At 56.8% G+C, this 12,528-nt stretch carries 14 protein-coding genes; 4 read left to right on the plus strand and 10 right to left on the minus strand.

Annotation, left to right across the window (positions count from 1 at the left end):
• Positions 1-378 (minus strand): hypothetical protein, encoded by a 378-nt coding sequence (locus tag PQV96_RS21215; RefSeq protein ID WP_273625361.1) that lies wholly within the window; start codon positions 376-378, stop codon positions 1-3.
• An 849-nt stretch (positions 379-1,227) separates the two neighbouring features.
• Between PQV96_RS21215 and PQV96_RS21220 the strand changes: the two genes are divergently transcribed.
• Both PQV96_RS21220 and cas9 read left to right on the plus strand, forming a co-directional pair.
• On the plus strand, positions 1,228-2,208 hold the full coding sequence (locus PQV96_RS21220) for a DNA-binding protein (RefSeq protein WP_066692580.1): 981 nt from the start codon (positions 1,228-1,230) through the stop codon (positions 2,206-2,208).
• Between the two features lie 195 nt (positions 2,209-2,403).
• Positions 2,404-3,834, plus strand: a complete 1,431-nt coding sequence (cas9, locus tag PQV96_RS21225; RefSeq protein ID WP_273625362.1) for a type II CRISPR RNA-guided endonuclease Cas9 — start codon at positions 2,404-2,406, stop codon at positions 3,832-3,834.
• Between the two features lie 70 nt (positions 3,835-3,904).
• Here the strand turns inward: cas9 and PQV96_RS21230 are convergent, their stop codons facing one another.
• From PQV96_RS21230 to PQV96_RS21270, 9 genes are all read right to left on the minus strand, one after another.
• Positions 3,905-6,820 (minus strand): Tn3 family transposase, encoded by a 2,916-nt coding sequence (locus tag PQV96_RS21230; protein WP_273625363.1) that lies wholly within the window; start codon positions 6,818-6,820, stop codon positions 3,905-3,907.
• A 470-nt stretch (positions 6,821-7,290) separates the two neighbouring features.
• Positions 7,291-8,706, minus strand: coding sequence for an ISL3 family transposase (locus tag PQV96_RS21235; protein ID WP_273625364.1), 1,416 nt, complete (start codon positions 8,704-8,706; stop codon positions 7,291-7,293).
• Positions 8,707-8,708: 2 nt separating this feature from the next.
• On the minus strand, positions 8,709-9,074 hold the full coding sequence (locus tag PQV96_RS21240; RefSeq protein WP_157748695.1) for a hypothetical protein: 366 nt from the start codon (positions 9,072-9,074) through the stop codon (positions 8,709-8,711).
• 2 nt (positions 9,075-9,076) lie between these two features.
• Complete coding sequence (locus PQV96_RS21245; protein WP_096452985.1) at positions 9,077-9,271, minus strand: hypothetical protein; 195 nt, start codon at positions 9,269-9,271, stop codon at positions 9,077-9,079.
• Complete coding sequence (locus PQV96_RS21250; protein ID WP_096452987.1) at positions 9,268-9,588, minus strand: hypothetical protein; 321 nt, start codon at positions 9,586-9,588, stop codon at positions 9,268-9,270. Before PQV96_RS21250 ends, PQV96_RS21245 begins: the two co-directional genes overlap by 4 nt.
• Positions 9,585-9,929 (minus strand): hypothetical protein, encoded by a 345-nt coding sequence (locus PQV96_RS21255; RefSeq protein ID WP_157748696.1) that lies wholly within the window; start codon positions 9,927-9,929, stop codon positions 9,585-9,587. Before PQV96_RS21255 ends, PQV96_RS21250 begins: the two co-directional genes overlap by 4 nt.
• Entirely contained in the window at positions 9,919-10,179 is a 261-nt protein-coding gene (locus PQV96_RS21260; RefSeq protein WP_157748697.1) for a hypothetical protein, read from the minus strand. Before PQV96_RS21260 ends, PQV96_RS21255 begins: the two co-directional genes overlap by 11 nt.
• The gene (locus PQV96_RS21265; RefSeq protein ID WP_096452993.1) at positions 10,172-10,738 is read right to left on the minus strand and encodes a DUF551 domain-containing protein; all 567 of its coding nucleotides are present in this window, start codon (positions 10,736-10,738) and stop codon (positions 10,172-10,174) included. Before PQV96_RS21265 ends, PQV96_RS21260 begins: the two co-directional genes overlap by 8 nt.
• 2 nt (positions 10,739-10,740) lie before the next feature.
• Positions 10,741-11,541: a Fic family protein gene (locus PQV96_RS21270; protein ID WP_273625365.1), complete on the minus strand. Its 801-nt coding sequence runs from the start codon at positions 11,539-11,541 to the stop codon at positions 10,741-10,743.
• 200 nt (positions 11,542-11,741) lie between these two features.
• Here PQV96_RS21270 and PQV96_RS21275 point away from each other — a divergent pair, with 200 nt between their 5' ends.
• Both PQV96_RS21275 and cas2 read left to right on the plus strand, forming a co-directional pair.
• A complete protein-coding gene (locus PQV96_RS21275; protein WP_273625366.1) occupies positions 11,742-12,131 on the plus strand; it encodes a CRISPR-associated endonuclease Cas1 in 390 nt (129 codons plus the stop codon).
• 31 nt (positions 12,132-12,162) lie between these two features.
• Positions 12,163-12,471: a CRISPR-associated endonuclease Cas2 gene (gene cas2 / locus PQV96_RS21280; protein WP_082763146.1), complete on the plus strand. Its 309-nt coding sequence runs from the start codon at positions 12,163-12,165 to the stop codon at positions 12,469-12,471.
• The last annotated feature ends 57 nt before the right edge of the window (positions 12,472-12,528 follow it).

A 12,528-nucleotide genomic window follows, 5' to 3' on the forward strand; every position in this document is an offset into this window, starting at 1 on the left:
CTATACGTAGTAATCTGAGTAGCTAGAGGATGCGAGCGCATTGGGGTAAAAGGTGTACGAGTCCTTCACTCCATAAAAGTCCATACCGCGAATGCCGTTGCCAATGGTGGAGTTCAACACCCAAAACAAAACACCAACCATCAACAAGATCACCGCCATCCGCACCCCGTTCTGAAGCCTGGCGCTATCGCGATCTTTCTCGTACTGCGTCCGTGTATCCAAAATGGGGATGCCCACCACCACCGGTTCCGGTCCGTAACTCTCCCGGATCCGCTTTTCTTGCTCCTGGGCTCGATGCTCACCGAGCTTGTGGAGCGCGACTCCGATGCCATCTCCGGCGCGCACCTTGGCTTCACGAAGCTCGCGTTCGGTGGTCATGTTTCCGGCCAAATCGACGGGATCGTATTGAGACATAAGGTGACAGAAGTTGGAAGCTGATTTCAGCGATTAGGAGATTCTGTCGGCCTTCCTACGGGTGTCAACAACTGTTAATGCAGCAACACGGGGAAACAGCGAAATCGTCAACTTTTTCACGCGGTGTGGCGGTGCTGATGCGCTTTGCAAGGTCGAACGTGACGCTCGCCATTCGGTCAGGTCATTTTTGACGCGCATTCGAGGTCAAGCTACCGCGACTATGCCTTCGGTAGTTACAACTTGGCTCGCAAAATAAACACAACTTCAGTTACGTAAACGGGCCATTAGCAAAAAACTTGCAATGGCCCAGGACGATGGAGACGCAGACTGTCTGACTTGGCGTTTGAGGCCTACAAGACACGTCCTTGGTGATGATGTTCTTCGCGGGTCAATCGTCCAAAGCTTTACCTGCTGGGCAATGTAGGTAAAGCTTTTGACACCCCGAGAGTGTCAAGCAGATGGACACTCTCCACACCCTCGACGCAACCTCATTGTGTCAACTGATTGGACACGATTTCCAGGTCAGTCAGCGAGAGCGTTCGCGGCCGAGTTTGGCAAGTCCTTGATTTCAAAAGACTTCTCGCGGAACCCTGCATTTTACAGGGTGCCCAAGACCCTCGGGCCACACGGGCTCCAAGACGCCCGAAAAACTTTTTTTCACGTACTTTTTACGCTACCCCTTCTATTTCTTATGATAAGTGGACTAATCATAAAAATGATCATAAAACATAATGAACGCTACGTAAAGCGTAAAGGTTACGTAATCCGTAAAAGAGCTAAAATGTCGTATCTATAGCTTCACCAGGAGAAGACATGCAGGAAAACAGCACGGTCAACAGCGCACAGGCCCTTGCCGCTGTCAGCGCCGCCTTAGACAGTCTTCCCGGTGGAGCCACCAGGCAGGAAAAGACCAAGCTCGCTGCCAGGATCCTGTTTCTGGACTTTGGGATCTACCCCTCTGCCAAGGTGGTGCGTGAATTCACAGGACAAGGCTCTCTCACCGACATCAGCCGTGACCTGCAGCACTTCTGGGATGAGTTTCGTAAGCACATGCGGATAAAGCTGGAGGTGCCAGAGGCGCCAGTGGCTCTTCGAGCCACTTTTGGTGAGGCTCTGGGCAAGCTGTGGGCGCTTTCCTGTGAGCATGCCGATAAGAGGATGGAGATCTTCAGGCGCGAATGCCAGGAACAGGTCGATGCTGCCCAGATGGCTCTGGAGGCAGCATGCTCATCCCGCACCGAGGCATGGGCGCAGGTAGATACGCACAAAAGCCAGCTGGTCGCCATGCAGGAGCGCCTGGACGCCGCCGAAAAACGGGCCGAGGCCCAGGCAGCGGAAATCGGCGGTCTTGAAGCTCAAGTGGAAGGTTGGAAGCGCCAGGCTGAAGCTGACGCTGCTGCACGCAAGCAGTCGGAGGAGAAGTTCATGGCCGAGCTGGAGAACGAGCGGATCGAGCGCAGAACCGATGCGAAGCGGTTTGAGGGGGAGATCAATTTTGCGAAGCGCCAGATCGAGGCAGCGCGTCAGGTCGAGAAGGATGTGCGTGAGCAGCTGCAGGCCGAAAAGACCAGCAAGGACATCGAGTTGGCTACCTACCGCCAGCGCATGAACAAGGCTGAAGAATCGGTAGTTGCGCTGCGCGCGGAGAATGCAGAGGTTGTCAGCCAAAAGGGTTGGCTGGAGAAAAAGGTGGAGGAGTTGCAGGAGCGGGTCAAGGAATTGGCCAAGGCGGGCTCAGCCAAGGCACCGCGGGCTCCTCGCCGTGCTGCCCTCAAGCGCACCACTTTGCGGTAATGTTGGTTTGCCAAGGAAGGATGGTTCAGGAAAACATCTTTTGACAAACGCCAGCGAAGCCTGAAAATGAAAAAGCCTGACAGGTTGCCCCGTCAGGCTTTTGGGTACGGACGGGGCTTTTCAGCCCCTCCTTATTGCAGCAACGGCTCTCACCCCGAATAACTACAAAAGGTTTGAGTCTAGCAGAGAGAGCACATGAATCAAGCGGCAAATGACACACATCCCAACCCACAGTTTCTGACCTTGGGTCTGGACATTGGCATTGCATCCGTTGGCTGGGCGGTTTTGAACGAGTCACGCATTGTTGACATAGGCGTTCGCTGCTTCGACAAGGCAGAGACGGCAAAAGAGGGCGAATCACTGAACCTAGTCCGACGCCAGGCGCGGCTTTTACGCAGGCGGTTGTATCGCAGAAGCTGGCGGTTGACCAAGTTGGGGCGGCTTCTCAAACAGCAAGGCTTAATTGATAACGCTGCGTTTTTCAAACATACCCCCCCGACTTCAGTTTCCACTTGGCAATTGCGTGTTGAGGCGCTGGATCGTCTGCTGTCAAACGAAGAATGGGCCAGAGTGATCTATCACCTCTGCAAACACCGGGGGTTTCATTGGTCAAGCAAGGCCGAAGAGGTGCAGGCCGAAGGGGATGCCAAGGGCGAAGGAGGTCGCGTCAAAAAGGGTTTGGCCGACACCGCCGCGAAGATGGCCAGCAAGGGTTATCGCACTGCAGCGGAAATGGTGCTGGCAGAGTTTCCGCACGCCCAGCGCAACAAGCGCGGCGAATATGACAAGGCCCTCTCAAGGGTTCTGCTTGACCAAGAGTTTGCACTGTTGTTCGAGCACCAGCGAAGACTTGGCAACACCCATGCTAGTGCTGAATTTGAAGTGCGGGTGCGCGGCAACGGTGACCACAAAAGTGGCTTTTTCTGGAGCCAGAAGCCCGCATTGGCTGGCGCAGACTTGCTCAAAATGCTGGGCCGCTGCACGTTTGAGAAGGCTGAGTTTCGTGCTCCAAAGGCCAGTTTCACAGCTGAGCGTCATGTCTGGCTGACCCGCTTGAATAACTTGCGCGTGATAGTGGACGGTGCATCCCGCGCGCTGACGCAAGACGAGCGCTCGTTGGCGCTGCTGTTGCCCTACCAGACCGAGCAGTTCAAATACAAAACGCTCAAGGCTGCGCTTGTCAAAGCTGGACACATAACTGAAAGTGCCCGATTTGGTGGGCTGGCCTACCCAAGCGATGCACAAAAGGAAGCGGGTAAAACCAAAGACCCTGAAGACCAGCAATTGGTTAGGCTCCCTGCATGGCATGAGCTGCGCAAAGCATTCAGCAAGGCTGGGCAGCAGGCTGCTTGGCAGCAGGCTGCTTGGCAGCAGATCAGTGTGGCGGCGTTGAACGGACAGCAGCAATGGCTAGACGGCATTGGCTGGGTGCTCAGCGTTTACAAGGACGACGCTGAAGTGGAGCGCGAACTTACCGCCCTGATGCTGCCGCATGCTCAGGCCGTCATCCCCGTCTTGTTGGGGCTGCGCTTTGACAAGTTTCACGCACTGTCGGGGTCCCCTTGTTTTCAGTGCAATAACTGGCGGTACGCAAACCCAGCACTGGCGCGGGGGTGGTGTTGGTAGATCGTTGATTCTGTTGGCTTTCCTGTTCACCTTCAAATCCGGGATTCGTGGCGTCAAACCGTGATCGGTTTCATCCGTTGGTGCCAGTTATCGGTGCTCCCTGCCGCGAGGGCAGGATTTGGTCGGCATAACGGTCAACAGGAAAGCGGAACACGCCTCGCAGGTTGATGCTTTCCAGCCTGGTGGGAGCAATTTTTCCGATCAGTTCCGGCGGAATGGCCTGGCGGCGGTTCGACCAGCGATCCAGAACAGCCTGCATTTGTGACGTGTTCCACGCCATGACGATGTTGGCCAGCAGACTCAACGCGTCGGCCACAGCCTGCATTTCGTCCACACGTTTGGCCTGTGCCGGGCTGATCCGGCCGGTGTAAATGGCGCGCTTGAGGGCGTTGACCGCCTCCCCCCGGTTGAGCACCCGGCGCAATTCATTCCTGAAAGCGTCCTTAACAAAGTAGTCGGCAAGGAGCGCGGTTCGCAGCAAACGTCCCAATTGCACGCCAGCGTCATAGATGGGGTCACCCTGGGCAGCAGAGCCAAACCGCGCCAGTGCTGCCACCGCACTGGCGTGACCACTCATGACCGAAGCCGCCAGATGCACCAGGCTGTCCCAATGCTTTTCGATCAGGGCAACGTCAACATTGGCCTCGCACACCGCAGCTATTTCGGCTGGCACCTTGGCGCCGCGAGGCACGAACAGGTGGCGTTGTTTCAATTCCTTCAACCGCGGGCAAAGATCAAAGCCCAACAACCGGGCCAGTGCCATCGCAAAATCGGTGTAGCCGTGGGTGTCCACCGCCAGTTGGCTGGTTTCAAGGCGTTCCTGACGTATGACGCCTTCAATGGCCACGCCAGCTTGGCGCTCATTGAGCACGAAGGGCTGTGCGTGAAAGATTCCCCAGCGGTCGCGTACATGGGAGTAGATGCCAATGGAGGGCGTGTTGCGCCGGGGATCAAGCCGGGCCTGCCATACCCGCTTGGTTGTCTCCATGCTCATCATGTCAGAAGACGCCAGGTCTGAACGGCCCCAAGTGGTGGCGATCGGGTGGCGTTGCATAAACTCCAGCACCGCCTGGCAAGCCTGACTCAGACGGCGTTCGTCCCGTGCCCAGCGCATGGCCTGGCGGATGCTGGTGGCAGACAACTGCGGAATCATGCGCGCGCATTCGATGGCTGTCAGACTGGTGCCGTGGGCCATGATGCCGGCATAGACCATCAGCAGTTCCGCTGTTGACCGTGGTTCACGGCCGAGCATGATCCAGCTGAAGCGCACCTGGGCGTCAACGGCCAGAATCACTTCAGGCAATTGCACTTCGCCGATGCGGTGATCCAAAGCCGCCCGTAGCTTGGTGACTTCGGGGTCTTCGTCTTCGGCGGGTAAAACTGAGAGGTGGAGTTCATCGTCGACGCGCAGTACGCCACTGCGTGCCGCCGCAGCCACAGCATCGACACCTGCAGTTACCTTGGCCAACAATGGCTTCAGAAAGGTGGCCGCCTTGCCGGGCAGCGACAGACGGGCATAGTGCTTCTTGGACTCGTCCTTCCAACGTTCGTCCGTGAAGAACAGGCGTGCACGGCCCCTAAAACTCAAGCTGTGCTCGATCCAGACCGATCCATTGCGCACCGCGCGGCGCAGGGCAAACAAGGTGGCAACCTCCAATGCCCGAAACGCCCGTTCCCGGTCTGGGCTGGATATGGCGGCTTGCCAGACCTTCCCCAGGCCTGGCGCGACAACGCCATCCGGCAACTTTCTGATGTTACTGGCGTAATAGGCGCTCAATTTCGTCAGGGCGTCGATGGTGGGATGCTCTCCGGTGGCTTGCCATGGAAGCTTTGCAATTGCCACAAGCAGTGAGCGTACGGGGCGAATGACATCAATCAATCCTTCGCGCACAAGGGAGGCCCGACTGGGTGGCTTGCGTTTCTGGGTTTCGATGACCAAGGCTTCAAGCCGTGCGCGCAGCTCGGCGTCCGGCACAGCGCCCTGGGCGCTCAAGGCCACGAGTTCGGCCAGTAGCGTTTTGTACATCGCCGCCCAGTTGACGGTGGCGGGGACCTCGGCAGCGGTCTGGCGCCACAGATCGGCAATCCGGCGCTGCACCATCAAAATCAACTGGTCCGTGGTGGTGAACAGGCAATACCGCAGAAAGCAGGCGACCTCCACGGTGCGCGCGGGTTCCTTGATCTTGGCGCCGGCAGACGGCGGCCGAGAGACTAGTCGGCGCGCGTAACGGCGCAAGATGAGATCGGGGATGTCGGTCAGGTGTTTATGAACGTCCAGCTCGTACAGCAGATCGATGCGTTCAAGTACCTCGCTGATTTGGCGGGTTGAGTGCTTGGCCGGCGCCGACCACAGCCAGCTTTGTTGGGTTTGTCCATCTGGGCGCAGCTCTGCAACCGAGGTTCGCCACCGATCAAGGGTTGCCGGATCGACGCTGGCGGCGATTGCAGCACCTGTCTCCGCTTCGAGCTGGGTGAGTGCGCTCGCAATCAAAGTCCGGATGGCCCGCTCGTGCACGATCACCAGCTTATTCTTGTACAGCCATTGGCGGGCCCTCCCGAGCAGTTGATCGCGGTCGGCGCAACGGGCCACTTCGTCCCGCAGTTCACGCACCAGGGAGCGGCGTTGGTGCTCGCTCATCCACCGAAAACCAAGGGCCGTGCACGCTACTTGCTGGTGATCGAACAGTGTCTTCTCCCGCCCGTACAGCGTGCGCAGCGAAGCCACATCAGGGGTGGCAATGCCAAGTTCCTCGCTCAAGTGGCGCCACAGGGCGACGGGAACCACCCGAAAGGCATACAGCAGGCGGCCACTCATGCGCAAAAACCCGATATGCAGCGCCAGACCGAGCTTGTGGGCGTCACCCCGGCGCGCATTGATTGCCTCGCGCTCTGCACCATCGAAGGTGAAAAACGCCTTCATCTCGAAGTCACTGATATCGCGGGGCAGCTCACGCATCCCCAAAAACGTCGTTTGCCAGTCCTGCATCGTGAACCCCATTAGCGGGAGGCCACGATACCCGTTTGAGAAGTGAACAGGAAAGCCAACAGAATCAACGATCTACCAACACCACCCCCGCGCCAGTGCTGGGTTTGCGTACCGCCAGTTATTGCACTGAAAACGAGGGGACCCCGAATACGGCATTGGCATGTACAGCACGGGTGACAACCATCAGCCCAACGGTGTCTTCTTGCCCTTTTTACAGCACAGTCGCGCCACCCGAATGCAGCGCCTGCAGTTGAGCATTGACAAGCCCACCGCCAAACGTGCCTGGGCCACCATCGTGCAAAGCAAGATCGACAACCAAGCCAGATGTATGCAACTTCTATCAGTGACCGGAGCAGACCGCCTAGCTTCGTATGCACGCAGAGTGCGCTCGGGTGACACGAGCAACATGGAAGCGCAGGCAAGCGCGTATTACTTTCCTCGGCTATCCGATTTTCGTGATTGAAACGGGTTCATAGCTCACCGTTTTCGATCATGCGGATCAGTGTTGAAATATCGACGCCGTAGTTCTTTTCCGGCTTTTCCGAATCGGTTGATTTTGGGATATAGGGCTTCGGCTCGGGAGCCGGTTTCGGCACCATGCGAGCCAATGATTCCCCTATCTCGAAGTTCTTGAAGTTACCGGGTAGTCCGTACATCATGACCGGCTCCGGTTCCACCTGCCGGCGCTCCTTGCGCTCGAACTTTGGCCGCGACAGCTTGTGTTTATGAGCGCCCTCGGCGAACAGAATCTTGGCTCGAAGCGCCTCGAACGAGTAACCACGGCCAAGACGATTCATGACGCGAATCAGGCTGTTTAGACTCTCGGTGTAGGCGTTCGTAACGGGATGATTGAAGTAATTGAGGATCGGCATTGTCCAGTTACCCCACGCCCGCTCGATGTCAGCGAAGGCGTCTGCAATCTCGGATGGAATGCTCTTCTGCCACTGGATGAACTTGGCTTGTGCCTCGTCTGGTGACGCGGCATCGTAGATGCCGAAGAATTGCTCCTTGAGTCGGTAGGCTTCACCAAGCTCCGGGTAGTTCTTCGTCCAGCCGTCAAGGTTCAACCGTTCCTTGTCGTTCAGGTCGCGCTCGCGCTTGAGCAACACGAAGCGGTCGTGCATCAACCCGCGACGTTGTTTTGGCGTCAAGGACTCGCGCAAGCTCTTTCTGACACGCTCCATCGCATCATTCGCCATACGGACGACGTGGAACTTGTCCACCACGATCTCGGCCTGCGGAATGACCGCTCGGACAGCATCGCGGTACGGCGTCCACATATCCATGGCGACGTACTGGATGCGCTCCTTGCCTTCCAAGTGGTGCAGGAAGCGCACCACGGTATCCTTGTTGCGGTTCGGCAGTAGCTCGACGATGGTGTTGTTCTGGATGTTGGCGATCACGCCACGCGGCTTGATGAGATGGATTTCATCGATGCCCATCCACTTCGGCGTCTCGAATCGGATCGTCTTTTCCAACTCGTTCACATAGTCGCTGAACACGGATCGGACGGTGAACTCCGTGCAACCGACCTCTTCTGCGATGCTGGCAAAGGTGCGCTTAATGGCCTGCTTGCCCATCCACTGGGCAAGCCGCTTGGTCATCAAGCGTTTCTCGTCGATCTCGGGCAGCACCTCATAGAAGGTCTTGCCGCAACCCCGGCACTGATAGCGTCGGGTGTCGATGTATAGACCGACCCGCCGCCCGTGCATAGGCAAGTCTTTGACCATTTGCTCCCGGCGACCAAAGCCTACGAGGTTGCTCGACTGGCAGTGCGGGCAGGACGTTGGCGCGTGCAGCGTTTCAACGTCGATGTAGTAATCATGCTCGTTCTCTTGGATGCTCAATACCTTATAGCAGGGAAGATTGAGGATGTTCGCTGGCATGGTCAGGCTTTTCCATCAATCGCTTTGTTGCGATACTCTGCATATCCCAATTGGAAATGCTCTGCCAATGCCTCGCCATATGATCGTCTCGCGTCGGCGACCGCTTCGTTTTCAGGAATGTTTCGGCGCGCAGCTTCGTAGCCATTGCAATACGCGCCACTTGCGTCGATGAGACGGTCCATCACCTCTGCTACAAGCGGCCCCGGTTCCAGGCAAACAGCATTTCCGGCTACCTTATCAAGATCGACAGTGACAGAAACGTAACGATCTTCTTCCACGTCACCGAACAATGCCACGTCATCAGGTATGCCGCTGAGCGCTTCGCGGAGTTCGCCTACTGTCTGACAGGTGGAGTATCGTTTGGTCATGGTTATTCCCAGTGCTGTTGTACAGGCGGTTCAGCCAGCAGGATGGATGCCGTTGCAGCAACCGAATCGCCTTCCTGATATGCCTGAATCAGTCGCCGCGTGCGCGGACTGATGAAGTCGGCTACCTGAATCTCCGTCCATTCCTGTTCTTGCATCAAGTGCGCCTCAACCAGATCGCTGAAATCATCGAAGCTCACGATGTCACCTCACCGTGGCGAATCCACTTGGGCTGAATATTCTTGATTGCCTCATTCAGCACGCCGTAGGCTCCGCTGGAGTGCGGGGCAAGCAACAGCGCCGCCGTCATCGCCGCAAACATCTCATCCGATACTTCTTGTAGCCGCTCGATTTCATCGCCGCGCAAATACCATTCACGCTCGAAGCGCTCTGCCTGTTCATTCGCATTAGCGAGGGCTTCCGCAAGCCGTTTGTTCTCCCGCTCAAGCTCGATCACGCGATCAATTCCATTGCGAGCGATCATCGCCACGTCCTGAATGGTCTGCTCGGTGGTCATGCCTTGCCCTCCGTGGCCGCCGTGTAACCCCAACCAAGATCACGAAACATCTTCATGCCGCGCTCCGAAACCCGCCAGCCGCGTTTCTTGGCGCGAGGCTCATATTCCTCGACAAAAAACTCCGGCACCGGCCCCCAGTGGCCGAGCGGGATCGTGCTGTACTCAGTCTTACCGATCAGTTCATCCGAGAAGAATTCGACCAGCATTTCGCCGCCCTTGCGACTGACGATCTTGCCCACACGGCCAGCGTCCAGGTGTTTGCTGTCAGGATGCAAGACCACGAAGCAGCCCGGCTGGAACATCGCTTCTTGCTCTTTTGTCAGTTTGGCATCAGTCGTCATATTGACACTCGCATTCACAAGGGCGCCATTCGCAACGCGGGCAGAACCCCATCGCCATGACGGCCTGCTTGAGTTCAAAATGACATTCAGGGCTTTCGGGATGGTTCAATACGCTGAATGCCGCGAGCGCCATCCGCTCCACCGACTTGTTTTCGTGTTGCCAACGATCGGCGTTGTTCTTTTCCATCAAGCGCAGGCGGTCGATTTCCTTCTGCTGCTCGGCGATGACACGCTCCAATGCTTCACTCATCGCCGTCTCTCCGCTTGGCCGATCCGTTGGCAATGACCCACTGGGCGCAGCGCAGATCATCCGGGTTGTCGGCCATCAAAAATGCCTTAACCGCGCCCGCCTTCTTGCCGTTCACCTCTGGCCGAAACACGGTCATGGACGTTTGCGTTCCGGTAGGCAGGGCATCCATGAGTGAGCGCAAGGCATCGGTTGCTTTTTGCTCGGCGGTCAGATCGCCCCAACCAATCAAGGCGCGCTCGATGCGAGCACGAATATCCTGCGGCAGATCGAGGGAAAGATTCTGGGCGTCAAGGCGCTTGATGTCTGCCAGCAGCGCCAGCAAATCGTCTTGCTGCCTTGTCGGATGCAGTCCCGCGTCACGAGGGTGCACAGCCCAATGCGTGGCATGCTTGCACACCTCTGGTTGATCCTCGGGGTCGGCATAGAAACACTCGTTCAATGTTTCCGCCTTCACATCGAATACCTGCTCTCCATTGAAGTCAGAGCCTTCGGTGTAGATCAACACCCGATCATGCTCATCGAGGTTCGGCATCCTGTCGGTCAACTTGATCCATTGCATGGTTACGGCTCCATTCCGCTGTCGTGATCTCGATCCTCTTCTGGTGGAGGAAGAATTGCCTCTGCATCCGGGTGGCACCCGGCGAGGAAATCCATCATCTCCGTGGCGTCCTTCGAGAGATAGAAGCGCACCATCTTCTCGTTGAACTCCTGCGCCTTGGCAGCGGGCACGCTGATGGCGTCGATGCCGTGAGACATGAGGACGCCGTTCATCATGAAGCGCGACGTGCGCTTGTTGCCGTCGAAGAAGAATTGCTGCAACGCGCCGAACAGAAAGAAAGCCGTTGCACGTTCAAATGGTTCGCACTCTTGCAGTGCTGACACGCCTTCGCTGAACACTCGGTTCAGTTCCGGTGCGCCGGGGAGTGTCGGCAGCGGTGTATAGCGTCCACGCTCGCCGAGGCCAACATCCGGGGTGTAGTTTGTCTCTTGACCTTCGCCACGAAACAATCCCCATTCCAAGGCTTCCTTGCGAGCGACAATGCCGTTCAGTTCGATGAACACGGTCTTGGTGAGGGAAAACTGACCGCTCTTGACCATCGCCAGCAGGCGCTTGGAGCTTTCCGCGAGGTTCAGAATTTGCTCTTGATCTGAAATCTTCCGTCCGCCGATAGTCACACCATCCAGCAGGGTCTTGACCTCGGGGAAGGTGAAGGGATTGCCTTCAAGCACCGAAGCATCCCAGACGAACTCGGGCAGCATTTTGTGGAAGCGGAAACAGACCCGCTCAAGCGAGTGAGCCGGAACGGAAGTCGGTACTGCCGATCTGTCCCATCGGAAACCAAGCGCATCAAAAAGGGTCATGTCGCTGCACTCCATCAATCATTGAAAACGGTTTTATGATAGCAATACATAGCAGTCGCGTCAATCGCAAAACACGGATTGCAGGTGTAATTACATCGAGAGCTTAGGCAGGAAAATCAATCACGGAAAACGGATACCCCTTTCCTCAAGTGTTCGGGCTTCGCTTTCACCGCAGCCAGGAGGGTTGGATCAATGCTGCCTTGGACTATGGCTACGCTGTGATGCGCGGCGCTTGTGCCCGAGCGTTGGTGGCGCATGGCATGCTACCCAGCGTGGGGCTGTTTCACAGTAGCGAACAAAACGCTTTCAATCTAGCTGACGACCTGATCGAACCCTATCGCGCTATCGTGGACTTGCATGTGGCGCAAAGCTGTCCCGCTGTGGCAGATGGCGAACTACGCCCCAATGACAAGGTGGCGCTTGTGGGGCTACTGAACGTGGATGTGGCCATGCCACGGGGACGCATGAGCGTTCTGTCGTCCATAGAGCAAGCTGCAGAGTCGCTGGCCAGGCTGCTGGACGGTGGCAATGAACAGGTGCTGGAGCTACCAACGTTAATAGGCCTACATCAACACAGATTTGAGATGTAGCTACAGCATGGGACAGGCCACGAGACGATTCATGCGAATGATGGTGTTCTTCGATCTGCCGGTGACTACTAAAGCCGAAAGACGGGCTTACACCTTGTTCCGCCGTTTTTTACTCACCGATGGCTACGACATGATCCAGTTCTCAGTGTATGGCCGCATATTGAATGGCGGCGATGCAGAAGAGAAGCACATGAAGCGCTTGCTGACAAACCTACCCGCACAAGGCTCGGTGCGTGTTTTGACGGTGACTGAAAAACAGTTCGCCAGCATGAAGATACTGGTAGGGCTGCCTCAGTTTCAAGAAAAAAAAGTCAATGCCGCCCAGATTGCGCTGTTTTAAAACTGCTTTTCGAGAAAGAAAACCCGCTTCCAGCCAAGCCTACAGCGGGTTTCGAGA

The organism is Acidovorax temperans, assembly GCF_028596105.1.
Lineage (GTDB): Bacteria > Pseudomonadota > Gammaproteobacteria > Burkholderiales > Burkholderiaceae_C > Acidovorax > Acidovorax temperans.